Below are 24863 nucleotides of genomic sequence, written 5' to 3' on the forward strand. Positions count from 1 at the left end.
AGTAAATTTCGGCTTATTAAATAACTTCCGGAGCTAGGGATACGATTTTCATAAAGTCACGATCGCGGAGTTCGCGAGCAACTGGTCCGAAAATACGAGTACCACGCGGGCTCTTATCTTCTTTCACGATTACAGCTGCATTCTCATCAAACGCGATGTAAGAACCGTCTTTACGGCGCACCGCACGTTTCGTACGCACGATAACCGCTTTAACAACATCACCTTTTTTGACAACGCCACCTGGTGTTGCTTGTTTAACGGAGCAGACGACCAGATCACCGATGTGTGCTACACGACGTCCAGTACCACCTAGCACACGAATACACATTAATTCTTTTGCGCCAGAGTTATCAGCAACACTCATACGTGTAAATGGTTGAATCATTTCAACGTCCTCCTTTCGGGAAAATGCTTAGAAAAGCATTTTTACAGAATAACAGCTACTTCAACGATTTCGACCAGGCGGAACCGTTTATCTTTCGAAAGCGGACGAGTTTCCATGATTTTGACTACGTCGCCGATTTTGGCTTCGTTGTTCTCGTCATGCGCTTTGAATTTTTTCGTATACTTGATGCGTTTATGGTACAGATCGTGTTTTTTGTAAGTCTCGATTGCTACAACGATCGTCTTGTCCATTTTATCGCTTACGACTTTACCAACTTGAACTTTGCGGGCATTGCGTTCGCTCATGTTCTTCCTCCTTCCTTACTATACCGTTTCGTTATTATTCACGGACAATCAACTAGCTGCTGATTCCCAGTTCTCTTTCACGTAGAACGGTTTTGGCACGAGCTATTTCCTTCCGCACATCACGGATGCGCGTTGGGTTCTCCAATTGACCGGTAGCCAATTGAAAACGAAGGTTGAAAAGCTCTTCTTTAAATCCAGCAACTTTTTGCTCGATCTCAGTAGAGGTCAGGTTGCGCAATTCATTAGCTTTCATTTGCTTCACCACCCACTTCTTCGCGTTTCACGAACTTCGTTTTGATCGGGAGTTTGTGAGCAGCAAGACGCATAGCTTCGCGAGCGATCTCTTCGCTTACACCAGCAAGCTCAAACAAAATTTTACCCGGTTTAACGACTGCAACCCATTTTTCCACATTACCTTTACCGCTACCCATCCGCACCTCAAGAGGTTTTTGAGTAATCGGTTTGTCTGGGAATACTTTAATCCACACTTTACCGCCACGACGGATGTAACGAGTCATCGCGATACGAGCAGCTTCGATCTGACGGTTCGTGATCCATGAAGGCTCCATTGCTTGCAGGCCGAATTCACCGAAGTTAACTGTCGTTCCGCCTTTAGCGCGACCTTTCATGTGACCGCGTTGTTGCTTACGATGTTTGACACGTTTTGGTACCAACATGATTAGTTGCCTCCTTCCTGCGGAGCTTTCTTCTTAGGTGGAAGGATTTCACCGCGATAGATCCATACTTTTACGCCGATACGACCATAAGTCGTATGTGCTTCCGCTGTACCGTAGTCAATATCAGCACGCAACGTATGAAGTGGAACTGTACCTTCGCTATAGCCTTCCGAACGAGCAATCTCAGCGCCGCCGAGACGTCCGCTAACAGCTGTTTTAATTCCTTTAGCACCGGAACGAATCGTCCGTTGAATCGATTGTTTCATTGCACGACGGAACGAAATACGACGCTCCAATTGTTGTGCGATGCTCTCTGCAACCAAGATTGCATCCAATTCAGGATGTTTGATCTCAGCGATATTGATATGGACTTTTTTGCCTTTAGCAATCTTGGAAACCTCGGAACGAAGGTTCTCAACCTCGGAACCGCCTTTACCAATTACCATACCAGGCTTAGCCGTATTGATCGTCACGTTAACGCGGTTAGCTGCGCGCTCAATTTCAAAGCGGGAAACAGCTGCGTCCTTCAACTTGTTTTTCAAGTACTCACGAATTTTTACGTCTTCCATGAGCAGATCACCAAAGTCTTTGCCAGCGTACCATTTGGATTCCCAATCCCGAATGATACCGACACGAAGACCGACTGGATTTACCTTTTGACCCACACGTTATCCCTCCTTATTTCTCAGATACCACCAATGTGATGTGGCTGGTTCTTTTGTTAATCCGGCTAGCGCGACCCATAGCACGCGGACGGAAGCGTTTCATAGTTGGTCCTTGATTCACAAATACTTGTGATACGACCAATTTATTAACGTCCAGCTGGAAATTATGATCTGCATTAGCGATTGCAGAATTAAGCAACTTCTCCACGATCGGGGAAGCTGATTTCGGCGTATGACGCAGAATCGCAATTGCTTCGCCAACTTGCTTGCCGCGGATTAGATCCACAACCAACTGGGCTTTACGAGGAGCAATGCGAATGTTATTAGCGAACGCTTTAGCTTGTTGCATGGATGAACCTCCTTTCATTCATTAGAAGCTATCAATTAACGATTAACGACGGCCTGTTTTCTTATCGTCGTTACCGTGACCTTTGTAAGAACGCGTCGGTGCAAACTCACCGAGTTTGTGTCCAACCATATCTTCCGTCACATACACTGGCACATGCTTGCGACCGTCATAAACAGCGAAAGTGTGGCCGATGAATTGCGGGAAAATCGTCGAACGGCGAGACCAGGTTTTAACAACAACCTTCTTCTCAGTCTCGTTCAATACCTCAACTTTTTTCAACAGGTAACCGTCAATAAACGGTCCTTTTTTCAAACTGCGACCCATGGATGATCCTCCCTTCACGCTAGCATTGCATGACGCGTATGCGTCATGCGACTATTACTTCGTACGACGACGAACGATATATTGGCTTGACGCTTTTTTCTTTTTGCGAGTTTTGAATCCGAGTGTTGGTTTGCCCCATGGTGACATCGGAGATTTACGTCCGATTGGCGCACGACCTTCACCACCACCGTGTGGGTGATCGTTCGGGTTCATTACAACACCACGTACTTCTGGGCGTTTGCCAAGCCAACGGGAACGTCCGGCTTTACCGATTTTCACGAGCTCGTGATCCTCGTTGCCTACAGAACCGATTGTTGCACGGCAAGTTTTCAGAATGCGGCGTACTTCACCGGAGGACAAGCGGATTGTTACATAGCTTTCTTCTTTACCGAGCAGTTGTGCTTCTGTGCCTGCTGCACGAACCAACTGTCCGCCTTTACCAGGCTTCATCTCGATATTGTGGATAACTGTACCAACCGGAATGTTCTCAAGCGGCATAGCGTTGCCGATTTTAATATCTGAACCAGCGCCTGAAACGATTTGAGCGCCGACTTTCAGACCTTTAGGAGCGATGATGTAACGTTTTTCTCCATCCACATAGTGGATAAGCGCAATGTTCGACGTACGGTTTGGATCGTACTCGATCGATGCTACATTACCAACAACGCCGTCCTTGTTACGTTTGAAGTCGATGATCCGGTATTTACGTTTATGGCCGCCACCATGATGGCGAACCGTAATTTTACCTTGATTGTTGCGACCTGCTTTTTTGAAAAGCGGTGCAAGAAGTGATTTCTCCGGTGTACTTGTCGTAATCTCTTCGAATGTCGAGACGGACATGCCACGACGTGCTGGAGATGTCGGTTTATACTTCTTGATTGGCACTTCGATTCCCTCCTTAACCGATTTCTTGCGGTTTATCCACAGGCAGAGCCATCAGGCTCTACTCCTGCAAACTAAACCGATTCGAAAAATTCTAGTTCGTTGCTTTCAGCGCTCAATTGCACGATCGCCTTTTTCCATTCGGACGTATATCCACTATGTTTGCCATAACGCTTAGGCTTAGCCGGCATACGCATTGTGTTAACAAACGCAACTTTTACGTTGAAGATTTGCTCGATAGCTTGTTTGATATGTGTTTTGTTCGCACGCAAGTCGACTTCGAACACATAGCGTTTATCAGCCATAAGCTCACTCGTTTGTTCCGTAATGATCGGGCGCTTGATAAGATCGCGTGGATTCTTCATTACGCAAGCACCTCCTGTACTTTCTCAACTGCTTCTTTGGTAATAATAAGCTTGTCATATACAAGCACATCCAGAACATTAATGCCATCAGCTGCAACGATCTTGATTCCCGGAATGTTACGAGCGGACAATGCAACATTGTCTTCGTAATTAGCCGTTACTACAAGCGCTTTGCGAGCAACTTTCAGGTTGTTAAGGATTGATGCGAACTCTTTTGTCTTCGGCTGCGAGAGAGCCAGTTGATCCAATACGATGATGTCATTGTCGATCACCTTCGAAGACAGAGCAGATTTGATTGCCAAACGGCGAACCTTCTTCGGCAATTTGAAGCCGTAGCTGCGAGGAGTCGGTCCGAAAACCGTACCGCCGCCAACCCATTGCGGGGAGCGAATGCTACCTTGACGCGCGCGTCCTGTTCCTTTTTGTTTCCAAGGCTTGCGACCGCCGCCGCGTACTTCGGAGCGCCCTTTTGTCTTATGCGTACCTCTGCGTTCTGCAGCTTGCTGCAACAGAACTGCGCTGTGCAAGACGTGTACGTTCGGTTGAATTCCGAATATCGTTTCGGACAATTCAACTTCGCCCACTTGCGAGCCGTTCACGCTATAAAGTGCTACTTTCGGCATTGCTTGTTCCTCCTTTCTTTAGAAGCGATTATTTCTTCACCGTTAATTTAACTTTAACGAAGCTGTTTTTAGGACCTGGAATCGAACCTTTTACGAGCAGCACATTGCGTTCTGCATCGACGCGTACAATTTCAAGATTTTGAATTGTAACCGTTTCGTTACCCATATGTCCTGGAAGGCGTTTGCCTTTAGGAACGCGGTTCGCTTGGATGGAACCCATCGAACCTGGTCCACGATGATAACGGGAACCATGAGACATTGGTCCACGAGTTTGGTTCCAACGTTTGATAACACCTTGGAATCCTTTACCTTTGGAAATACCCGTTACGTCAACGAATTCGCCAGCAGCGAACAAGTCAGCTTTCAATTGTTGGCCAACTTCATATTCACCGATGTTAATGCCGCGAATCTCACGAACGTAGCGCTTAGGAGTCGAATCAGCTTTCTTGGCGTGACCGACTTCCGGTTTAGTTGCTCTACTAGCTTTCTTATCGGAGAAACCAATTTGAACAGACTCATAGCCATCGTTCTCTTGGTCTTTCTTTTGTAGAACAACACACGGACCTGCTTCAATTACCGTTACAGGTATAACGTTACCCTCAGCGGTAAACACTTGCGTCATTCCTAGTTTTTTACCTAAGATACCCTTCATGTTGACACCTCATTTCCTTCCTGCATTATGCTGTATTACAATTTAATTTCGATATCGACACCGGATGGCAGATCTAAGCGCATCAATGCATCGACCGTTTGCGGCGTTGGGTTAACAATGTCGATCAAGCGCTTATGAGTGCGCATTTCGAATTGCTCCCTAGAATCCTTGTACTTGTGTACCGCACGCAGAACAGTAATGATTTGCTTCTCTGTCGGAAGCGGAATCGGTCCCGACACGCCTGCTCCAGAACGTTTAGCAGTTTCCACGATTTTCTCTGCGGATTGATCAAGAATTCTGTGATCGTACGCTTTCAAGCGAATACGAATCTTTTGCTTTGCCATATAAGTCCCTCCTTTTATCGCCCAATTTAGTATCGGACATACTCCGTAAGAAAACCCGACACGCCCCTCATGGCAAAGGAGCCGTGTGTGTCGGCAACCTCTCACATCATCGCAACGTCACAGACCAACTTCACTATTATATCTAAATCGATGGGTGAATGCAACAACTAAATTAGGCACTTGATTGTGATGAATTTAGGGGCGCTGCGCGGGGCAATAAACGGTCTGCGGCCGCTGTTGCGATCATGTTGCTTCATTATAACAGTGACCCAAGGTGGCAACATGATCGCAAAGGCGGCTCGTAAACTCTCCGACTCGTTTATTGCTCTGCTTCGCTTCCCCATATTCATCAAGATCACTACGCGCTAATCGCGCATCTAAGAAAAACAAGACTGCATTATTATCAGTATTGCAGCTGTATTGGATTCTTAAACAGTCGCAGTGCGATGGATATTTACTCTGCTTCTTCTATATATAATGAAGTAATGGCGCAGCATTGCAGCTATCATCAATTAACTGTCGCTACTTTCTACTGTTTGCCGTTCCGCTTCTACGCCGCACGGTAGGGCGAGATGCTGTCCCTTCGATAGAGCCACCTTCGTTCATTCACTCTACCTTAAGACGATATTTCCTGCTTATACGAGTGAGCCGACACTTTCGACGTAGCTGTTAGCCGATTTTATCCGCTTAATGTCTGTCCCGATGCGACCTTTTACCGCGCAGTCCGGATTTAAGACGATTTTTCCTGCTTACACAGCTCAAACACAAACTCCCAGATGCTATAAGCCAATTTTATCTGCTTAACCTCTCCGATTGAAACAGAATGAAGTAGATTCACACCGCTCAATCGGAGACTCGCCCACTTGACTACTTGCTGCTATACCACCCTCAACGAAGGAGCGATCTGTCGTTCTACCAGCCGAGCTATGTGCCCCAGGCTATTTGCTGCTTATTTGCGCTGAAGGTTCACTGGGCAAACAAAAGACCCTCACCGAAGTGAGGGCCTTTCTACCATTATAATGAGCGCGGCTGATGCCGGGCTTTATTATTTTTGGATGGATGCTACTGCGCCAGCGCCTACAGTACGGCCGCCTTCGCGGATTGCGAAGCGAGTTCCATCTTCAACAGCGATAGGAGCGATAAGCTCAACCGTTACTGTGATGTTATCGCCAGGCATTACCATCTCAGTGCCTTCTGGCAGGTTGATGATACCCGTTACGTCAGTTGTACGGAAGTAGAACTGTGGACGGTAGCCAGTGAAGAAAGGCTTGTGACGGCCACCCTCTTCTTTAGTCAAAACGTAGATTTGAGCAGTAAAGTTCGTGTGTGGTTTAACGGAACCCGGCTTAGCCAATACTTGGCCACGCTCGATGTCAGCACGGTCTACACCACGAAGCAATGCGCCAATGTTGTCGCCAGCTTGAGCGGAGTCAAGCAATTTGCGGAACATTTCTACGCCTGTTACTACGCATTTGCGAGTTTCTTCAACTAGACCGATGATTTCGATCTCGTCGCCTACTTTAACAACGCCACGCTCTACACGGCCAGTAGCAACTGTACCGCGACCTGTGATCGTGAATACGTCCTCAACCGGCATAAGGAAAGGTTTGTCCGTATCGCGCTCAGGAGTTGGGATGTAAGTATCAACTTGCTCGAACAGCTCAACGATTTTGTCAGCCCATGCACCATCTGGGTTTTGCAATGCTTCACGAGCAGCACCACGGATGATTGGCGTATCGTCGCCTGGGAACTCATATTCGTTAAGAAGGTCGCGAACTTCCATCTCAACCAATTCAAGAAGCTCATCATCTTCAACCATGTCGCATTTGTTCAAGAATACGACGATGTAAGGAACACCTACTTGTTTGGAAAGCAGGATGTGCTCACGAGTTTGTGGCATTGGACCGTCAGCTGCGGACACAACGAGGATTGCTCCGTCCATTTGTGCAGCACCAGTGATCATGTTCTTAACGTAGTCGGCGTGACCCGGGCAGTCAACGTGAGCATAGTGACGGTTAGGCGTCTCATACTCAACGTGAGCTGTCGAGATCGTGATACCGCGCTCGCGCTCTTCTGGAGCTTTGTCGATTTGGTCGAATGCTACTGCAGCTCCACCATAACGCTTGGAAAGAACTGTCGTGATAGCAGCAGTCAAAGTTGTTTTACCATGGTCAACGTGACCGATTGTACCGATATTAACGTGCGGTTTATTACGTTCAAATTTTGCCTTAGCCATTGAACTTAATCCTCCTTAATATATAGAAAATATGTGATAGGTCGAATTCGGTCAACCTGCTGGCTTTCCCTTCATTCGACCAAGTACTGCTTATTACAGATGCTGCTTGTCAAAGGCTGCTATTAAGCGCCTTTGGATTTGGAGATGATCTCTTCAGAGATCGAGCGTGGTACTTCTTCATAGTGCGAAAGCTCCATGGAGAATACGCCGCGCCCTTGTGTACCGGAACGAAGTGTTGTGGAGTATCCGAACATCTCTGCCAGAGGCACCTTCGCACGTACGATCAAGGAACCATGACGCGAGTCAGATCCTTCGATACGTCCACGACGGGAGCTCAGCATACCCATTACGTCACCCATATACTCTTCAGGTACGGTTACTTCTACTTTCATGATAGGCTCAAGCAGAACCGGAGCACATTTGTCCTTAGCTGCTTTAAGCGCCATCGATCCAGCAATTTTAAACGCCATCTCCGAGGAGTCAACGTCATGGTAAGAACCATCGACTACAGTAGCTTTAATGTCAACAAGAGGGAAGCCCGCGAGGACACCGTTCTTCATTGACTCTTCGATACCAGCCTGGATCGGTCCGATAAATTCACGAGGAATTGAACCACCGACAACCTTGCTTTCGAAGGTAAAGCCTGCTCCTGCTTCTTGTGGCGAGAATTCAACCCAACAATGTCCAAATTGACCACGGCCGCCTGATTGGCGTACGAATTTACCTTCGACCTTCGCAGCTTGCTTGAACGTCTCACGGTATGCAACTTGCGGCTTACCAACGTTCGTTTCAACTTTGAATTCACGAAGCATACGATCAACAAGGATTTCAAGGTGAAGCTCACCCATACCAGCGATGATTGTCTGTCCAGTTTCTTCGTCCGTGTGCGCACGGAACGTAGGATCCTCTTCAGACAGCTTTTGCAATGCGATACCCATTTTATCTTGGTCAGCTTTCGTCTTAGGCTCAACCGCGAGCTGGATAACCGGCTCAGGGAAGTTCATCGACTCCAGAATAACCGGGCTCTTCTCATCGCAAAGCGTATCGCCAGTCGTTGTGTCTTTCAGACCTACGGCAGCTGCAATATCACCGGAGTAAACATCGGTAATTTCTTGACGGCTGTTCGCATGCATCTGAAGAATACGTCCAACGCGCTCACGTTTGCCCTTCGTTGCATTCACAACGTATGAACCGGAGCTAAGTACTCCTGAGTATACGCGGAAGAACGTCAGCTTACCAACATAAGGGTCAGTCATAATTTTGAATGCCAAAGCCGCGAACGGCTCGTCATCCGATGACTTGCGAGTCGTCTCAGTTCCATCCTCAAGTGTACCCTTGATAGCTGGAACGTCAATTGGAGCAGGCAAGTAATCTACAACTGCGTCAATCATAAATTGAACGCCTTTGTTACGGTAGGAAGATCCACACACTACTGGGTAGATCTTAACTTCACAAACACCTTTACGCAGTGCTGCTTTAAGTTCTGGTATTGAAATTTCTTCGCCCTCAAGGAACTTCATTGTGAGCTCTTCGTCAAGCTCAGCAACTTTCTCAACGAGGATATTGCGAAGCTCTTCAACTGTATCTACCAGATCAGCCGGGATTTCAATTTGCTCTGGATCTTTACCGAGATCATCTTTGTATTTGTAAGCAACTCGTTCAACGATGTCAACTATACCAACAAAGTCATTCTCGGCACCGATTGGCAATTGAATAGCGACAGCATTAGCTTGCAGACGCTCACGCATATCTTTGATAACGTTGAGGAAGTCTGCGCCGATGATGTCCATTTTGTTGACGTATGCGATCCGCGGAACACCGTAACGGTCAGCTTGACGCCATACTGTTTCGGATTGCGGCTCAACGCCTTCTTTTGCACTGAAAACGCCTACGGCCCCGTCCAATACGCGCAGGGAACGCTCAACTTCAACCGTGAAGTCAACGTGTCCCGGGGTGTCGATAATATTGATGCGGTGACCCTTCCATTGAGCAGTAGTAGCAGCGGAAGTAATCGTAATTCCGCGCTCTTGTTCCTGCTCCATCCAGTCCATCGTTGCTGCACCTTCGTGCACTTCTCCGATTTTGTGGGTACGGCCTGTGTAGAACAGAATCCGCTCAGTTGTGGTTGTTTTACCCGCATCGATATGCGCCATAATCCCGATGTTGCGTGTATTTTTCAAGGAGAACTCTCTTGCCATGATTTCGTCTCCTTTCGATTATATGAATCCTACCAGCGGTAGTGAGCGAATGCTTTGTTAGCTTCCGCCATCTTGTGTGTATCTTCGCGCTTCTTCACAGATGCGCCAGTGTTATTGGAAGCATCGATGATTTCAGCAGCCAGACGCTCTTCCATCGTTTTCTCACCGCGGTTACGTGAATAGTTCACGAGCCAGCGGAGACCAAGCGCTGTACGACGCTCTGGTTTTACTTCAACCGGTACTTGATAGTTTGAACCACCTACACGGCGAGCTTTAACTTCAAGAACTGGCATGATGTTTTTGATTGCCGCTTCGAAAACTTCCATCGGCTCTTTACCTGTACGCTCGTTAATAAGGGTGAATGCATCATACAAAATCGTTTGAGCAACACCGCGTTTACCATCGAGCATAATGCGGTTGATGAGACGAGTAACAAGTTTGCTATGGTATAGCGGATCCGGCAGAACATCGCGTTTAACAACAGGACCTTTACGTGGCATGAGGAAATCCCCCTTTCTTTAGTGTTCACTTCGGTTACCTTAAAGATAACTTCTTGTGGATTATTATTTTTTCACTTTAGCACGCTTCGTTCCGTATTTCGAACGAGCTTGTTTACGGTTGTTTACGCCTGCAGTATCAAGTGCACCGCGAACGATATGGTAACGTACGCCCGGAAGGTCTTTAACCCGGCCGCCACGAACCAGAACGACACTATGCTCCTGAAGATTGTGACCAATACCACCGATGTATGCTGTAACCTCAACGCGGTTCGTCAAACGCACACGCGCATATTTCCGCAATGCGGAGTTCGGTTTTTTCGGAGTCATCGTACCTACACGTGTGCAAACCCCACGTTTTTGTGGCGCGCTTTGGCTAGTTTCTTCACGTTTCAGTGCGTTGAATCCTCTTTGCAAAGCCGGCGATTTCGATTTAACGACTTTCGCTTCACGGCCTTTGCGTACGAGCTGATTAATTGTTGGCATGTTGCCACCTCCTTCCCAAATGACTGTCTTGCTCCATCCAATATGAAGGCTTATTTAAGCCCACAGACCCAGGCGGTTCATAAAGAAACAAACGAAAGTTTCTACCGCAGTCTTTCCCCGGTAAAAACGATATTTCCTTATTCTATTTCAGGTATGACTGCCGCCATAGCGGCGCCGACTTCGATCCCGCAGGTAACCCCAAGGTTCTTCATCGTGTCCACCCAGGAGATTGGAACCCCCGCCGTTTCGCAAAGTCGGACAATCTTGTCCGTCATCCGCTGATCTGCATCTTGTGCAACATAGACTAGTATGGCGTTGCCTTGCTCTACCATCTTCACCGTCTGCTTGCTGCCGATAACAAATTGCATCATATCCCATCCTTCTATGTCTAGTCAAAACCGAGCGACTTATGATAGAGGGTAAGTTCTGATCTGACAATAACAAGGATATGCAATAGGCACACTACGACATAGTAGCACTTTGATTGGCTGCATGTCAAGCAGGTTGTAAAAGTACATTTGTGAAGTTTCAGTAAATCGATCTCTTCTTGGCTGTATAAACAGCGCAAAGAGCGATTAGCGTCACCGTCAACCTGCCGGCTGTACGCATCTCGCTCTCTGTACTGCTACCAGACTAGATCAGTTCATTTCGTCCACGATACACTATTCTACTGTGACCGTTTCAGCAGCTTCTAGAGCTGTGTCTTCCGCTTGCTCTTCTTCCATGCCTGCAAAGCTAATGCTGCGGTAACGGTTCATCCCTGTTCCTGCTGGAATGAGCTTACCGATAATGACATTCTCTTTCAAGCCGAGCAATTGGTCAACTTTCCCTTTAATTGCCGCATCCGTCAGAACACGAGTCGTCTCTTGGAAAGAAGCTGCAGACAAGAAGGAATCTGTTTCCAATGAAGCTTTGGTAATACCAAGCAATACCGGCTTGGCAACAGCTGGCTCCATATCGGAAAGAATCGCTTCGCGGTTCGCCGATTCGTACTCATGAATATCTACAAATGCACCTGGGAGAAGCTTGGTGTCACCCGCATCAACGATACGGATTTTACGAAGCATCTGCTTGATCATAACTTCCACGTGCTTATCGTTAATTTCAACACCCTGGTTCCGGTAAACGCGTTGAACTTCTTGCAGAATATAGTTCTGAACGCCACGGATACCTTTAATGCGAAGCATATCCTTCGGATCAATCGATCCGTCAGTCAGCTCGTCGCCTGCCTCGATGTGCTGGCCTTTAGCGACCCGTATACGGGATCCGTAAGTGACCGCATATACTTTCGATTCCGCTTCGCCTTGCACTTCTATTTCACGACGATCCTTCGCTTCACGGATGTCTTTAATAATCCCGTCAAGCTCAGAAATGATCGCTTGCCCTTTCGGATTACGCGCTTCGAACAGCTCCTGGATACGCGGCAAACCTTGCGTAATATCGTCTCCGGCAACACCGCCGGTATGGAATGTACGCATTGTAAGCTGTGTTCCCGGCTCACCGATGGATTGAGCAGCAATGATTCCGACTGCTTCACCAATTTCAACAAATTTACCTGTCGCAAGGTTTCGTCCGTAGCAAATCTTACATACGCCATGACGTGCGCGGCAGCTCAATACAGAGCGAATTTGAAGCTTCTCAACACCAGCATCGATAAGCTCTTCCGCTTTGTTGGAATCAATCAGCTGGTTGCGATGAAGGATAACTTCACCGGTCTTCGGATTGCGAACTGTCTCGAAGGAATAACGTCCTTCGATACGATCATAGAGATCCTCGATAACCTCTTTACCATCTTGAATCTTGCTGACGGAAAAGCCTTTGTCAGTGCCGCAATCGTCTTCGCGGACGATCACGTCTTGAGCAACGTCGACGAGTCGGCGGGTCAGGTAACCGGAGTCAGCAGTACGAAGCGCTGTATCGGCAAGACCTTTCCGCGCTCCGTGAGTCGAGATAAAGTACTCGAGAACGGTCAGACCTTCACGGAAGTTGGATTTAATTGGCAACTCGATAATTCGACCAGACGGATTCGCCATGAGACCACGCATACCGCCAAGCTGTGTAATTTGCGATTTATTACCCCGTGCCTTAGAGTCCACCATGAGCATAATGGAGTTATAACGATCCATTGATCTCATTAGAACTTCTGTAATCTTGTCTTTGGATTTGCTCCAAATTTCGATAACACGGTCATAACGCTCTTCGTTCGTAATCAAACCACGACGGTATTGATTCGTAACGACTCTGACCTTCTCTTCCGACTCTTTCAGCAATTCTTTCTTCTCTTCCGGCACGATAACATCGGATACAGCAATCGTGATGCCAGCGCGAGTCGAGTAAGTAAAGCCCAGCTGTTTAATGTCGTCAAGAATGACCGAGGTTTTAGTCGTATGATATTGGCGGAAGCACTCGGCAATAAGAAGTCCCAGATACTCCTTGCCAACAGCACCCATTTGCGGCACTTCATCCATAAACTTGCGCAAATCAGTGCCTTTTTCATATACAAAATATCTGTCCGGCGTACCTTGCAGCAAATTGCCCTTGGTTGGCTCATTGATGTAAGGGAAATCTTCCGGGAATATTTCATTGAATATTACTTTACCTACAGTTGTGGAGATCAGCGAATTCTGCTGCGCTTCAGTAAAGTTCACTTTCTTGAGCACCTTCACCGGAATGAAAATACGCGCATGCAAGGAGACAATTCCTCTTTGGTATGCGGATATCGCTTCATTCACAGTCGCAAATACGGAGCCGCTGCCCTTGGATTCTTTGTTGTCCATCGTCAGATAGTAGCTGCCCAGAACCATATCCTGCGAAGGCGTAACGACCGGTTTGCCGTCTTTCGGGTTAAGAATGTTGCCTGAAGCAAGCATCAGAAGGCGAGCTTCTGCCTGAGCCTCTGCAGACAGCGGAACGTGGACAGCCATTTGGTCACCATCGAAATCCGCATTATAAGCGGTACATACGAGCGGGTGAAGCTTAATCGCACGGCCTTCCACCAGAATCGGCTCAAACGCTTGAATACCCAATCTATGAAGCGTAGGGGCACGGTTGAGAAGCACCGGATGTTCTTTAATAACTTCCTCCAGAACGTCCCATACTTCTGGGCTTACACGCTCAACCTTGCGCTTTGCGCTCTTAATGTTATGAGCAAGACCTTTGTTAACCAGCTCTTTCATCACAAATGGCTTGAACAATTCCAGAGCCATTTCCTTAGGCAGGCCGCATTGATACATCTTCAGGCTAGGTCCAACTACGATAACGGAACGACCTGAGTAGTCAACACGTTTGCCGAGAAGATTCTGACGGAAGCGTCCCTGTTTACCTTTCAGCATGTGGCTGAGAGATTTAAGCGGACGGTTACCAGGGCCTGTCACCGGACGACCGCGACGGCCATTATCGATAAGCGCATCAACCGCTTCTTGCAGCATACGCTTCTCATTCTGCACGATAATGTCTGGCGCGCCAAGGTCAAGCAAACGCTTCAAGCGGTTGTTCCGGTTAATAACGCGACGATACAAATCATTAAGGTCAGAGGTAGCAAAGCGACCGCCATCCAACTGTACCATCGGACGAAGCTCCGGTGGAATAACCGGAAGAACGTCAAGGATCATCCATTCTGGCATATTGCCAGAATTACGGAATGCTTCGATGACTTCAAGACGCTTGATCGCACGATTGCGTCGTTGGCCTTGAGCCGTTCTAAGCTCTTCCTTCAAGTTCTCAAGATCACGCTCTACGTCGATATCCTGAAGCAGCTTCTTAACAGCCTCAGCGCCCATGCCAGCATGGAAGCCGTAGCCGTACTTCTCGCGGTAGCTGCGGTACTCCTTCTCGGACAGCAGTTGTTTCTTCTCCAAAGGCGTATCGCCTGGATCGGTTACAACATACGATGCAAAGTAAATAATCTCTTCCAAGGAACGCGGAGACATATCAAGCGCAAGTCCCATTCGGCTTGGAATACCTTTGAAATACCATATATGCGATACCGGCGCAGCCAATTCAATATGCCCCATCCGTTCGCGGCGCACTTTCGCCCGAGTAACCTCTACCCCACAGCGATCACATACAACGCCTTTATAACGTACACGTTTATATTTGCCGCAATGGCACTCCCAGTCCTTCGTTGGTCCGAAGATTTTTTCGCAGAACAGACCTTCTTTTTCCGGTTTAAGCGTCCTGTAGTTGATTGTCTCCGGTTTCTTCACTTCTCCACGGGACCACGAGCGGATTTTATCCGGGGATGCCAATCCAATCTTCATGTACTCGAAGTTGTTCACATCTAGCAAGGAGCAACCCTCCTTCGTCTTGGTTCACTATGTCAAGCCAGTTACGTGTGCAAAGCCGTTGCCGAGACTGGAGCTTCATGCAAGGATGAAGCCCGGTCCGACATCTACCACACGGACTTACGGCATGCTCATTAGCGTTCGTACGTATACCGTTACTCTACTCCGACTTCCGCACCCTCAAGGTTGAGGTTCAGCTTGTCGCTAGTTGCGTCTTCCTCGTCATCCATTTCTTTCATTTCGATCTCTTCTTCGTTCTCTGCCAGAATCTTAACGTCCATGCCTAAGCTTTGAAGCTCTTTAATAAGAACTTTGAAGGACTCAGGTACGCCCGGCTCCGGCACGTTCTCGCCTTTGACGATCGATTCGTATGTTTTTACACGACCAACGACATCATCGGATTTGACGGTAAGAATTTCTTGCAATGTATAGGCAGCTCCATAAGCCTCAAGCGCCCAAACCTCCATCTCCCCGAAACGCTGTCCGCCGAACTGCGCTTTACCACCCAGCGGCTGCTGAGTAACGAGCGAGTAAGGACCTGTGGAACGGGCATGGATTTTGTCGTCAACCATGTGCGCAAGCTTAATCATGTACATGACGCCAACAGTAACTTCACGTTCAAATTCCTCGCCAGTACGGCCGTCATAGAGAACTGTTTTACCGTTGCGTTGCATGCCTGCTTCTTCCATGGAGTTAAACACATCATCCTCACGAGCGCCATCGAATACCGGCGTCGCCGCGTGGATGCCCAGACGTTTGCAAGCCATGCCAAGGTGAACCTCAAGCACTTGACCGATGTTCATCCGTGAAGGAACCCCAAGCGGATTCAATACGACTTCTACTGGTGTGCCATCCGGCAGGAAAGGCATATCCTCCTCCGGCAGAATGCGAGCGATAACCCCTTTGTTACCATGTCGTCCAGCCATCTTATCTCCTTCAGAAATCTTACGCTTCTGAGCGATATAAGCACGAACTAATTGGTTAACGCCTGGCGGCAGCTCATCGCCATTCTCACGGGTAAACACTTTAACATCAACGACAATACCGTCCGTACCATGAGGTACGCGCAGGCTTGTATCGCGAACTTCACGAGCCTTTTCACCGAAGATGGCATGAAGGAGACGCTCTTCTGCTGTCAGTTCCGTTACACCCTTAGGCGTTACTTTACCGACCAGAATGTCGCCAGCGCTAATCTCAGCACCTACACGAATAATACCGCGCTCATCGAGGTTGCGAAGCGCATCCTCCCCGACATTCGGAATATCGCGTGTAATTTCTTCTGGTCCAAGCTTCGTATCCCGTGCTTCAGACTCGTACTCTTCGATATGAATCGACGTGTACACATCCTCTTTCACAAGCTTCTCGCTTAAAAGAATCGCATCCTCATAGTTGTAGCCTTCCCACGTCATAAATGCGACGACAACGTTGCGTCCGAGAGCCAATTCGCCCATTTCGGTCGATGGACCGTCTGCAAGGATATCGCCTTTCTTGACGTGGTCGCCACGACGGCAAAGCGGACGCTGATTGATACAGGTTCCTTGGTTGGAACGCATGAACTTGTGCAGCTTCTGCTTAACCAGATCCCCGGTTACCGGTTTGCCGTCAATCATCTCAACACGGCGAAGCCAGATCTCGTTAGCCGAAACACGTTCAATAATTCCATCGTGTTTGGCAACAATACATACACCTGAATCTTTCGCTGATTTGTGCTCCATACCCGTTCCGACAAGCGGAGACTTCGGAATAAGCAGAGGCACAGCTTGACGTTGCATGTTGGAGCCCATGAGCGCACGGTTGGAGTCATCATTCTCAAGGAATGGAATGAGCGCTGTCGCGACCGAAACAACCTGCTTAGGCGAAACGTCCATGTAATCGACGCGATCACTAGCCATCGTCAGGATGTTGTCCGCTTGCTTGTTGTAGCGAACGATAACCGCATCTTCCAGAAACCTGCTCTCTTCCGTCAGCTTGGCATTCGCTTGCGCAATAATATAGTTGTCTTCTTCATCAGCAGTCAAATATGCAATTTGCTCCGTGACGATGCCGGTCTTCGGATCAACCCAGCGATACGGCGCTTCAATGAAACCATACTCGTTGATGCGGGCGAACGTGGAGAGCGAGTTGATCAAACCAATGTTCGGTCCCTCTGGCGTCTCAATTGGACACATGCGGCCATAGTGAGAGTTATGAACGTCACGCACTTCAAAGCCAGCGCGTTCACGCGTCAAACCTCCGGGTCCTAGAGCGGACAAACGACGCTTATGCGTAAGCTCTGCAAGCGGATTCGTTTGGTCCATGAACTGAGACAATTGGGAGGAGCCAAAAAACTCCTTGATTGACGCAATAACAGGCCGGATATTAATAAGCGCCTGTGGTGTAATCGCATTCGCGTCTTGTATCGACATCCGTTCGCGAACAACACGCTCCATCCGCGATAGACCAATTCGGAACTGATTTTGCAGCAGCTCGCCAACAGAACGAAGACGACGGTTGCCAAGGTGATCGATGTCGTCTGTGCTGCCAACACCGCTCAGCAAATTCAAGAAATAGTTGATCGACGAAATAATATCCGCCGGCGTTATATGCTTAACAGCTTTGTCAATGATGCCGTTAGCGATAACTTTGATGACCTTCGTGTCATCATTTGGCGAGAATACGCTGATCGCTTGCAATGGAATACTATCTGCATCAAGCACCCCATTAGCAACATGGTAGGTCTTGAAGCCGACGTTATTCTCCAGATAAGGAATGATCTCATCCAGCAATCTACGGTCAATCATTTGTCCAGCCTCAGCCAGAATTTCGCCCGTGGACGGATCAACAAGCGTCTCCGCCAAACGTTGGTTGAACAAACGGTTTTTGATATGGAGCTTCTTATTAATTTTGTAACGTCCCACATTCGCCAGATCATAACGCTTTGGATCGAAGAAACGTGCTACGAGCAAGCTCTTGGCGTTATCAAGCGTTGGCGGCTCGCCGGGACGAAGGCGCTCATAAATTTCAATAAGCGCTTTCTCTGTGGAATCGGTGTTATCCTTGTCCAGCGTATTGCGAATGTATTCATCATGGCCAAGCAGATCCAGAATCTCTGCATCTGTGCCAAAGCCGAGCGCACGAAGAAGAACCGTCACCGGGATTTTCCGTGTACGGTCGATGCGGACATAAACGACGTCCTTCGCATCTGTTTCAAGCTCCAGCCAAGCGCCACGGTTCGGAATCACTGTAGCGGTGTATGTTTTTTTGCCGTTTTTGTCCACTTTCGTGCTGAAATAGACACTCGGTGAGCGGACCAATTGGCTAACGATAACCCGTTCAGCACCGTTAATAATAAATGTGCCCGTTTCAGTCATCAGCGGGAAATCGCCCATGAATACTTCTTGCTCTTTCACTTCGCCGGTTTCTTTATTGATGAGCCGAACCTTAACACGTAATGGCGCTGCGTAAGTTACGTCACGTTCTTTCGATTCGTCGACGGAATATTTCGGTTCCCCGAGCGAATAGTCTATAAACTCAAGCATCAAGTTACCTGTAAAATCCTGAATCGGTGAAATATCCTGGAAAAGCTCAAGCAAATCCCTCTCCAAAAACTTCTCATACGATCTCTGCTGGATTTCAATCAGGTTCGGAACTTCGAGTACCTCATTGATGCGAGCATAGCTTCTGCGCGTGCGCCGACCAAACTGAACAAGTTGTCCTGCCAACTTAACCTCACCCCTCATGTCTGCTTCCACAGAAAATGAACGTTGCACATCCCCATCAATCCTATGATGAGACGGCATTGCACGTAACGCGAACACCTTGCACTTTCACGTTCTTTCTGCGCTGTTTCTTAAAATGACGATACCATCAAGCGCACCGTCAATCAGAACGTGCAGCAGGCAAATTCTGATTCAATAAAGAAAAGCCCTTATCGAAATGTTTCGAAAAAAGAGCGTGTTTCCGCAAGTAACTCTTACACGATCACAAGAAATAAAGGTCTTATACCATGTAATTTTGCCCAAAATGTAAACATTATACGTCAAACGCTTCATTTTTATTCATAAAAATAGCGCTTGACATTTTAGTTAACTAAAGAGATTGAGCCCATATTAATACTGACATTTTATAATAATATCACAATTCAAATGTCAAGTCAACATAATGTTCACTATCTTCCTATTCTTCCTTTTGTGACCGCAAGATACGATATCCTTTATCTTTCGTTACCACTTCCACATTGCCGAATATAGCATCAAGCTTGGCTTCAGCAGATGGCGCACCTTGCTTCTTCTGAATAACAACCCACATATAACCGCCTGGAACGAGCAGCTTGGCGCCTTCTTCGAATATAGCATTAACAATCATTTTGCCTGCCCGGATAGGCGGGTTGGTAATGATGACATCAAATGATTGCTCGCGCACTCGCTCGAACAAATCGCTCTGTATGACCGTTACATTGCTGACCCCATTCAATTTCGCATTATTAGCTGCAAGCTGAACAGCACGTTCATTAATATCGATCATTGTGATTTGTCCTCTTGGAGCAAGCCTGGCAGCCGAAATTCCAATGGGGCCGTAGCCGCAGCCCACATCAAGCACTCGTGCATCAGGGCCAATATCCAATGCCTCGACAAGCATGCGAGTGCCATAATCGACACCAGTCTTTGAGAAAACACCGGCATCTGTCATAAAACGCAGCTGCTGTCCACGCAGAACGGTTTCATGTTCCCGATGCTCATGCTTGGCGCCAGGAGTCTGCGTATAGTAATGATCTCCCATCCCTTGCCACTCCCTCCACGGCTGACTTAACATCCTTTAGACCATCATGCCCTTCATGCACTAGAAAGCGGTGCAAGCTTCTTACGTTAAAAATATCAGAAAAGCCTGGCAGCGGCTTTAATGAAGCCCCGCCTTTCTCACATTTTTAATGAAACGAACCCCATGAGACCAGTAGCCTCAAGGGGTTCGCCGATAAGCCAGGTTGACTTAAATTACTTCACTTCTACGTTAGCGCCTGCTTCTTCAAGCTTAGCTTTAACTGCTTCTGCTTCTTCTTTAGCTACTTTTTCTTTGATTGGCTTAGGTGCGCCATCAACAAGATCTTTCGCTTCTTTCAGGCCAAGACCTGTAATTTCGCGAACTGCTTTGATAACGTTGATTTTGGAAGCGCCAGCGTTAGTAAGAATAACGTCGAATTCGGATTGCTCAGCTTCAGCAGCAGCGCCGCCGCCAGCGATAACTGCTACTGGTGCTGCAGCAGTTACGCCGAATTCTTCTTCGATTGCTTTAACTAGGTCGTTCAGTTCAAGAACGTTCATGCCTTTAATAGCTTCTAAGATCTGTTCTTTACTCATGGTTAAACCTCCAGTGAATTTGTTTTATTTGGGTTGTTGCGATTACCCGGCATTGCCGAGTCGATTATAATTACGCTTCTTGCTTCTCTGCCACAGCTTTAACCGCAAGGGCGAAGTTGCGCACAGGAGCTTGGAGTACGCTGAGGAGCATGGAGAGCAAACCTTCGCGCGACGGTAGATCCGCAATCGCTTTGATTTGAACTGCATCCATAAATTGACCTTCAACAACGCCGCCTTTAAGTTTCAAAGCCTCGTTCTTCTTAGCGAAATCGTTTAGAATTTTAGCTGGTGCTACTGCGTCTTCCTTACTGAACGCGATAGCGGTTGGACCAGTCAATACTGAATCCATTTCTGACAGCTGAGCACCTGCAGTCGCACGGCGCAGAATTGAGTTTTTCAATACTTGAAACTCAATGCCTGCTTCACGCAACGTTTTACGAAGCTCAGTTACTTGCTTAACGTTCAATCCGCGATAGTCAGCAACAACCGTGCAGGAGCTCTCACGAAGTTTCACCGAGATTTCTTCTACGGCTGCTTGCTTGCCTTGGATGATCTTTGCATTTGCCAAACTGTACACCTCCCGTAAAGTTAATCAACATCCCGATTCTAGCGGCAAATTCCTTCTTCCTCGATGCATGAGAAAGACCTCCGCAGACAATGCGAAGGCCATGATGGTCAGCAGCTCCTTGGAACACGAAGGTTCCTCCAAGCACAAACACAATATCATAACACCTCGGTAGGAAATTAAGCCTTACGGCACCTACTGTCTACGGTATGCGTATTCGAATGTTAGTTCTGTCCCTCTTAGCGGTAAGCCGCTACGTTTACGCGAGCGCTAGGGCCCATCGTCGAGGAAACAGCAATATTTTTCAGGTAAATACCTTTAGCAGCAGCCGGCTTTGCACGTACAAGCGCTTCAACCAAAGAACGAAGGTTTTCGTTCAATTTCTCAGCGTCAAACGATACTTTACCGATTGGAGCATGGATTTGACCTGCTCTGTCAAGACGGTACTCGATTTTACCGGCTTTGATCTCTTGAACTGCCTTCGTAACGTCAAACGTTACAGTGCCCGCTTTAGGGTTAGGCATAAGACCTTTACCACCGAGAATACGTCCGAGTTTACCAACCTCAGCCATCATGTCCGGAGTAGCGACACAAACATCGAACTCGAACCAGCCTTGTTGGATTTTGTTGATTACGTCAGCATCGCCAACATAATCTGCGCCTGCAGCTTCCGCTTCTTTGGCTTTATCGCCCTTTGCGAAAACGAGAACGCGTTTCGTTTTACCAGTACCGTGCGGAAGTACAACGACGCCACGCACCGCTTGGTCTTGTTTCTTAGGGTCTACACCCAGACGAACAGCGACTTCAACCGTTTCGTCGAATTTCGCAGTCGCAGTTTTCTTAACCAATTCAATAGCCTCTAAAGACTCATAAGTCGCTTCGCTGTCAACCAGCTTAACGGCTTCTACATACTTCTTACCTTTTTTCGCCATGTCAATCTTCCTCCTTGTGTGGTAATAACGGAAAAGCTCTCCTTAAGAGATCCTCCCACTTAGAGCAGAGCATAAGCTCTCTCCTGGCAGACAACGCCTTCCGGCGTGCCCCTGTAATCGAATTAGTCTTCGATTACGACGCCCATGCTGCGCGCTGTACCTTCAACCATACGCATTGCTGCTTCTACAGAAGCTGCGTTAAGATCAGGCATTTTTTGCTCTGCAATTTCACGTACAGTTGCACGTTTCACAGTAGCAACCTTCTTCTTGTTCGGTTCACCAGAACCCTTCTCAATCTTCGCAGCAACGCGTAATAATACGGCCGCCGGTGGTGTTTTGGTGATGAATGTGAACGAACGATCCTCAAATACGGAAATTTCAACCGGAATGATCAGACCTGCTTGGTCGGCTGTACGAGCGTTGAACTCTTTACAGAACGCCATGATGTTCACACCTGCTTGACCGAGTGCAGGACCGATCGGCGGAGCCGGGTTCGCTTTACCTGCTGGCACTTGCAGTTTTACCATCTTGATGACCTTTTTTGCCATGTTGCACACCTCCTTGCCCCAATAATCCATTCAACTCTGATCGACCGCAATCGTCAAAGCCCTTCGCCGTTTAAGAGAAACGGCCCCCGGAAACCGGAATTATATCTTCTCCACTTGAGTATAATCCAACTCAACTGGGGTCTCCCTGCCAAACATGTTGACATGAACCTTAAGCTTGCTCTTGTCGAGGAGAATCTCTTCTACTGTACCGACAAAATTGGCAAACGGACCTACTGTTACGCGAACCGTTTCTTTCACATCGAACTCGATCTTCGGCTTCGGCTCCTCCATACCCATATGCTTGAGGATTTGCTCCACTTCATCAGGCAGCAGGGGAGTCGGTTTCGAACCGGAACCAGTTGATCCGACGAACCCGGTCACGCCAGGCGTATTACGAACAACGTACCAGGAGTCATCGGTTTGAACCATCTCCACAAGGACGTAGCCAGGGTAAACCTTACGCATGACGGTTTTCTTCTTGCCGTCTTTGTTTACCACTTCTTCTTCCATTGGGACGAGCACACGGAAAATCTTGTCTTCCATGCCCATTGATTCAACACGCTTCTCAAGGTTAGCTTTCACTTTGTTCTCATAGCCTGAGTAAGTATGCACAACGTACCATCTTTTTTCCATAAACAAGCCACCTTTGGCCTTTCTTAAACAATCAGTTCGACCAATTCGGAGATCCCGATGTCAAGAACCCAAAAATAAATCGTGACAATAACAATCGTGAACAAAACTACGAGAGTATAGCTTGTCAGCTCTTTACGGCTTGGCCAGCGAACTTTCTTCAATTCTGCCACGCTGTCGGCCAAGAAGGAAAACGTCGTGCCGAAGAAATTCTTCACTTGTGCGAAAAATGCCACTTCCACACCTCCAAATTAGCTATCTCGTCTCGCGATGAGGAGTATGCTCGTTACAGAACTTGCAGAACTTCTTCATCTCGATGCGGTCGGGGTGATTCCGCTTGTTCTTGCTCGAAGCATAATTTCTTTGTTTGCAGTTTGTGCAAGCCAACGTAATAATTACCCGCATTGCTGTACACCTCCGAACTAACTAAATAAAAAAATGTAAATCTCTTATGCGACCAAGATTCGTCCAGTACCCATAATAAAAAAGACCTATTTAGGGCTACCTAAAATACTTTATCACAAGCAATAGTTAGTGTCAACGAAAAACTATTCCTGAAATGTGGTCGAGAGCGGCATCATCATCGTTCAGTATGGACAAAAGAAATCGCCCCCAAACGCTCTCTATCCCAAAGCGACTAAAAAAAAGAGCCCTGAGGCTCTCTCTATCGCAATTTATCCGCTAATATTACGAACTTCCAAGTATCGTTCCAGCTTCCGCTTAACACGTTGGAGTGCATTATCGATAGACTTAACATGACGATCTAAATCGACTGCGATTTCTTGATATGAACGGCCGTCCAGATACAGCATAAGAACCTTGCGCTCCAAATCACTTAGAATTTCAGACATCTTATCCTCTAGTCCGACGAACTCCTCTTGATTAATAATAAGTTCTTCCGGATCTGAGACGCGAGTGCCGCAAATGACATCCAGCAGCGTTCTGTCAGAGTCTTCATCGTAGATCGGCTTGTCCAAGGACACATAGGAATTGAGCGGAATATGCTTCTGTCGCGTCGCCGTCTTAATGGCGGTAATAATCTGACGCGTGATGCAAAGTTCAGCGAACGCCTTGAAGGACGCCAGCTTATCCCCTTTAAAATCCCGAATTGCCTTATAAAGGCCAATCATGCCTTCCTGGACGATATCCTCGCGATCAGCCCCGATCAAGAAATAGGAACGCGCCTTGGCACGGACAAAGTTCTTATACTTATTAATTAGAAATTCCAGCGCTTCGCCGTCACCTTCTCGAACCGCTTCTACAATATCCTCGTCCGTTCTGCAGTCATATTCCAGCGTTTTCCACTCTTTGAGGTCGATGCTCACGAACAATCCCTCCGGCTCGAAAGGCGTACATTACTCTGAATCTGCTACGAGCAAATGTTAAATGATGTCCCCTTGACATCAACACTTGTCGTCATATGGCTTACAATAAAGCACGGAGCTCATAACGATCCCTGTCGCCAAACCTAGAACCTAGTATACATTATGTAACCTAAAGCCGTCAATCGACTTCATGTCGAATGTTTCATTATAATCTAGTTAAAATGGAATTTCCGTCCATGCCCGGTGGATCCTCGCAACA

28 protein-coding genes and 1 other annotated feature are annotated in these 24863 nt (G+C 47.6%); all 28 genes read right to left on the bottom strand.

What is annotated here, in order from left to right; all coding sequences use genetic code 11:
- Nucleotides 1–16: 16 nt before the first annotated feature.
- On the bottom strand, nucleotides 17–385 hold the full coding sequence (gene rplN, locus L6H65_RS22500) for a 50S ribosomal protein L14 (RefSeq protein WP_236345078.1): 369 nt from the start codon (nucleotides 383–385) through the stop codon (nucleotides 17–19).
- A gap of 41 nt (nucleotides 386–426) precedes the next feature.
- Nucleotides 427–690, bottom strand: coding sequence for a 30S ribosomal protein S17 (gene rpsQ / locus L6H65_RS22505; RefSeq protein WP_236345079.1), 264 nt, complete (start codon nucleotides 688–690; stop codon nucleotides 427–429).
- A 52-nt stretch (nucleotides 691–742) separates the two neighbouring features.
- Nucleotides 743–943 carry a 50S ribosomal protein L29 gene (gene rpmC / locus L6H65_RS22510; protein WP_236345080.1) on the bottom strand — a complete coding sequence of 67 codons (201 nt, stop codon included), beginning with the start codon at nucleotides 941–943 and terminating at the stop codon, nucleotides 743–745.
- Entirely contained in the window at nucleotides 933–1367 is a 435-nt protein-coding gene (rplP, locus tag L6H65_RS22515) for a 50S ribosomal protein L16 (protein WP_219874740.1), read from the bottom strand. Before rplP ends, rpmC begins: the two co-directional genes overlap by 11 nt.
- A 2-nt stretch (nucleotides 1368–1369) precedes the next feature.
- Nucleotides 1370–2032: a 30S ribosomal protein S3 gene (gene rpsC / locus L6H65_RS22520; protein ID WP_236345082.1), complete on the bottom strand. Its 663-nt coding sequence runs from the start codon at nucleotides 2030–2032 to the stop codon at nucleotides 1370–1372.
- Nucleotides 2033–2045: 13 nt separating this feature from the next.
- The gene (gene rplV / locus L6H65_RS22525) at nucleotides 2046–2381 is read right to left on the bottom strand and encodes a 50S ribosomal protein L22 (RefSeq protein ID WP_236345084.1); all 336 of its coding nucleotides are present in this window, start codon (nucleotides 2379–2381) and stop codon (nucleotides 2046–2048) included.
- Nucleotides 2382–2423: 42 nt separating this feature from the next.
- Nucleotides 2424–2705, bottom strand: coding sequence for a 30S ribosomal protein S19 (gene rpsS / locus L6H65_RS22530; protein WP_236345086.1), 282 nt, complete (start codon nucleotides 2703–2705; stop codon nucleotides 2424–2426).
- Nucleotides 2706–2759: 54 nt separating this feature from the next.
- Nucleotides 2760–3590, bottom strand: coding sequence for a 50S ribosomal protein L2 (gene rplB / locus L6H65_RS22535; protein WP_236345088.1), 831 nt, complete (start codon nucleotides 3588–3590; stop codon nucleotides 2760–2762).
- A 71-nt stretch (nucleotides 3591–3661) separates the two neighbouring features.
- Nucleotides 3662–3952 (bottom strand): 50S ribosomal protein L23, encoded by a 291-nt coding sequence (rplW, locus tag L6H65_RS22540; RefSeq protein ID WP_236345091.1) that lies wholly within the window; start codon nucleotides 3950–3952, stop codon nucleotides 3662–3664.
- Nucleotides 3952–4575, bottom strand: coding sequence for a 50S ribosomal protein L4 (gene rplD / locus L6H65_RS22545; protein WP_236345093.1), 624 nt, complete (start codon nucleotides 4573–4575; stop codon nucleotides 3952–3954). Before rplD ends, rplW begins: the two co-directional genes overlap by 1 nt.
- Before the next feature lie 28 nt (nucleotides 4576–4603).
- Entirely contained in the window at nucleotides 4604–5227 is a 624-nt protein-coding gene (rplC, locus tag L6H65_RS22550) for a 50S ribosomal protein L3 (RefSeq protein ID WP_236345094.1), read from the bottom strand.
- A gap of 35 nt (nucleotides 5228–5262) precedes the next feature.
- On the bottom strand, nucleotides 5263–5571 hold the full coding sequence (rpsJ, locus tag L6H65_RS22555; protein WP_006037947.1) for a 30S ribosomal protein S10: 309 nt from the start codon (nucleotides 5569–5571) through the stop codon (nucleotides 5263–5265).
- 1045 nt (nucleotides 5572–6616) lie between these two features.
- A complete protein-coding gene (gene tuf, locus L6H65_RS22560) occupies nucleotides 6617–7807 on the bottom strand; it encodes an elongation factor Tu (RefSeq protein ID WP_219874732.1) in 1191 nt (396 codons plus the stop codon).
- 122 nt (nucleotides 7808–7929) lie between these two features.
- Nucleotides 7930–10005: an elongation factor G gene (gene fusA, locus L6H65_RS22565; protein WP_236345096.1), complete on the bottom strand. Its 2076-nt coding sequence runs from the start codon at nucleotides 10003–10005 to the stop codon at nucleotides 7930–7932.
- A 29-nt stretch (nucleotides 10006–10034) separates the two neighbouring features.
- Nucleotides 10035–10505 (bottom strand): 30S ribosomal protein S7, encoded by a 471-nt coding sequence (rpsG, locus tag L6H65_RS22570; protein WP_236345098.1) that lies wholly within the window; start codon nucleotides 10503–10505, stop codon nucleotides 10035–10037.
- Between the two features lie 63 nt (nucleotides 10506–10568).
- On the bottom strand, nucleotides 10569–10988 hold the full coding sequence (gene rpsL, locus L6H65_RS22575) for a 30S ribosomal protein S12 (protein ID WP_236345099.1): 420 nt from the start codon (nucleotides 10986–10988) through the stop codon (nucleotides 10569–10571).
- Between the two features lie 137 nt (nucleotides 10989–11125).
- A complete protein-coding gene (locus L6H65_RS22580) occupies nucleotides 11126–11356 on the bottom strand; it encodes a ribosomal L7Ae/L30e/S12e/Gadd45 family protein (protein ID WP_236345145.1) in 231 nt (76 codons plus the stop codon).
- A 294-nt stretch (nucleotides 11357–11650) separates the two neighbouring features.
- On the bottom strand, nucleotides 11651–15274 hold the full coding sequence (gene rpoC, locus L6H65_RS22585; RefSeq protein WP_290370465.1) for a DNA-directed RNA polymerase subunit beta': 3624 nt from the start codon (nucleotides 15272–15274) through the stop codon (nucleotides 11651–11653).
- Between the two features lie 152 nt (nucleotides 15275–15426).
- Nucleotides 15427–18972 (bottom strand): DNA-directed RNA polymerase subunit beta, encoded by a 3546-nt coding sequence (gene rpoB, locus L6H65_RS22590; RefSeq protein WP_236345100.1) that lies wholly within the window; start codon nucleotides 18970–18972, stop codon nucleotides 15427–15429.
- A 454-nt stretch (nucleotides 18973–19426) separates the two neighbouring features.
- Complete coding sequence (locus L6H65_RS22595) at nucleotides 19427–20029, bottom strand: class I SAM-dependent methyltransferase (RefSeq protein ID WP_236345101.1); 603 nt, start codon at nucleotides 20027–20029, stop codon at nucleotides 19427–19429.
- A gap of 212 nt (nucleotides 20030–20241) precedes the next feature.
- On the bottom strand, nucleotides 20242–20604 hold the full coding sequence (gene rplL, locus L6H65_RS22600) for a 50S ribosomal protein L7/L12 (RefSeq protein WP_236345103.1): 363 nt from the start codon (nucleotides 20602–20604) through the stop codon (nucleotides 20242–20244).
- 70 nt (nucleotides 20605–20674) lie between these two features.
- Nucleotides 20675–21172 carry a 50S ribosomal protein L10 gene (gene rplJ, locus L6H65_RS22605; RefSeq protein ID WP_236345105.1) on the bottom strand — a complete coding sequence of 166 codons (498 nt, stop codon included), beginning with the start codon at nucleotides 21170–21172 and terminating at the stop codon, nucleotides 20675–20677.
- 60 nt (nucleotides 21173–21232) lie between these two features.
- Nucleotides 21233–21395: a sequence feature (ribosomal protein L10 leader region), on the bottom strand.
- A 13-nt stretch (nucleotides 21396–21408) separates the two neighbouring features.
- Nucleotides 21409–22101 carry a 50S ribosomal protein L1 gene (gene rplA, locus L6H65_RS22610; RefSeq protein WP_236345107.1) on the bottom strand — a complete coding sequence of 231 codons (693 nt, stop codon included), beginning with the start codon at nucleotides 22099–22101 and terminating at the stop codon, nucleotides 21409–21411.
- Between the two features lie 122 nt (nucleotides 22102–22223).
- Nucleotides 22224–22649 (bottom strand): 50S ribosomal protein L11, encoded by a 426-nt coding sequence (gene rplK, locus L6H65_RS22615; RefSeq protein WP_219874722.1) that lies wholly within the window; start codon nucleotides 22647–22649, stop codon nucleotides 22224–22226.
- 99 nt (nucleotides 22650–22748) lie between these two features.
- Complete coding sequence (gene nusG / locus L6H65_RS22620; RefSeq protein ID WP_219874721.1) at nucleotides 22749–23282, bottom strand: transcription termination/antitermination protein NusG; 534 nt, start codon at nucleotides 23280–23282, stop codon at nucleotides 22749–22751.
- Between the two features lie 23 nt (nucleotides 23283–23305).
- Nucleotides 23306–23515, bottom strand: a complete 210-nt coding sequence (gene secE / locus L6H65_RS22625; RefSeq protein ID WP_236345108.1) for a preprotein translocase subunit SecE — start codon at nucleotides 23513–23515, stop codon at nucleotides 23306–23308.
- A gap of 19 nt (nucleotides 23516–23534) precedes the next feature.
- Complete coding sequence (gene rpmG, locus L6H65_RS22630) at nucleotides 23535–23684, bottom strand: 50S ribosomal protein L33 (RefSeq protein ID WP_183604319.1); 150 nt, start codon at nucleotides 23682–23684, stop codon at nucleotides 23535–23537.
- A 269-nt stretch (nucleotides 23685–23953) separates the two neighbouring features.
- Nucleotides 23954–24604, bottom strand: coding sequence for an RNA polymerase sporulation sigma factor SigH (gene sigH / locus L6H65_RS22635; protein ID WP_236345109.1), 651 nt, complete (start codon nucleotides 24602–24604; stop codon nucleotides 23954–23956).
- Between the last annotated feature and the right edge of the window lie 259 nt (nucleotides 24605–24863).

Source organism: Paenibacillus plantiphilus (assembly GCF_927798095.1).
Classification (GTDB): Bacteria; Bacillota; Bacilli; order Paenibacillales; family Paenibacillaceae; genus Paenibacillus_Z; species Paenibacillus_Z plantiphilus.

Excerpts from the sequence above, each read along its gene's own strand:
- rplN (WP_236345078.1), bottom strand. The coding sequence starts at position 385 with ATGATTCAACCATTTACACGTATGAGTGTTGCTGATAACTCTGGCGCA.
- tuf (WP_219874732.1), bottom strand. The coding sequence starts at position 7,807 with ATGGCTAAGGCAAAATTTGAACGTAATAAACCGCACGTTAATATCGGT.
- rplW (WP_236345091.1), bottom strand. The coding sequence starts at position 3,952 with ATGAAGAATCCACGCGATCTTATCAAGCGCCCGATCATTACGGAACAA.
- L6H65_RS22595 (WP_236345101.1), bottom strand. The coding sequence starts at position 20,029 with ATGGGAGATCATTACTATACGCAGACTCCTGGCGCCAAGCATGAGCAT.
- rplP (WP_219874740.1), bottom strand. The coding sequence starts at position 1,367 with ATGTTGGTACCAAAACGTGTCAAACATCGTAAGCAACAACGCGGTCAC.
- rpmG (WP_183604319.1), bottom strand. The coding sequence starts at position 23,684 with ATGCGGGTAATTATTACGTTGGCTTGCACAAACTGCAAACAAAGAAAT.
- rplV (WP_236345084.1), bottom strand. The coding sequence starts at position 2,381 with ATGCAACAAGCTAAAGCGTTCGCTAATAACATTCGCATTGCTCCTCGT.
- nusG (WP_219874721.1), bottom strand. The coding sequence starts at position 23,282 with ATGGAAAAAAGATGGTACGTTGTGCATACTTACTCAGGCTATGAGAAC.
- rplD (WP_236345093.1), bottom strand. The coding sequence starts at position 4,575 with ATGCCGAAAGTAGCACTTTATAGCGTGAACGGCTCGCAAGTGGGCGAA.
- L6H65_RS22580 (WP_236345145.1), bottom strand. The coding sequence starts at position 11,356 with ATGCAATTTGTTATCGGCAGCAAGCAGACGGTGAAGATGGTAGAGCAA.
- rplK (WP_219874722.1), bottom strand. The coding sequence starts at position 22,649 with ATGGCAAAAAAGGTCATCAAGATGGTAAAACTGCAAGTGCCAGCAGGT.
- rpsQ (WP_236345079.1), bottom strand. The coding sequence starts at position 690 with ATGAGCGAACGCAATGCCCGCAAAGTTCAAGTTGGTAAAGTCGTAAGC.
- rplA (WP_236345107.1), bottom strand. The coding sequence starts at position 22,101 with ATGGCGAAAAAAGGTAAGAAGTATGTAGAAGCCGTTAAGCTGGTTGAC.
- fusA (WP_236345096.1), bottom strand. The coding sequence starts at position 10,005 with ATGGCAAGAGAGTTCTCCTTGAAAAATACACGCAACATCGGGATTATG.
- rpmC (WP_236345080.1), bottom strand. The coding sequence starts at position 943 with ATGAAAGCTAATGAATTGCGCAACCTGACCTCTACTGAGATCGAGCAA.
- rplC (WP_236345094.1), bottom strand. The coding sequence starts at position 5,227 with ATGAAGGGTATCTTAGGTAAAAAACTAGGAATGACGCAAGTGTTTACC.
- rplL (WP_236345103.1), bottom strand. The coding sequence starts at position 20,604 with ATGAGTAAAGAACAGATCTTAGAAGCTATTAAAGGCATGAACGTTCTT.
- rpsS (WP_236345086.1), bottom strand. The coding sequence starts at position 2,705 with ATGGGTCGCAGTTTGAAAAAAGGACCGTTTATTGACGGTTACCTGTTG.
- rpsL (WP_236345099.1), bottom strand. The coding sequence starts at position 10,988 with ATGCCAACAATTAATCAGCTCGTACGCAAAGGCCGTGAAGCGAAAGTC.
- rpsJ (WP_006037947.1), bottom strand. The coding sequence starts at position 5,571 with ATGGCAAAGCAAAAGATTCGTATTCGCTTGAAAGCGTACGATCACAGA.
- rpsG (WP_236345098.1), bottom strand. The coding sequence starts at position 10,505 with ATGCCACGTAAAGGTCCTGTTGTTAAACGCGATGTTCTGCCGGATCCG.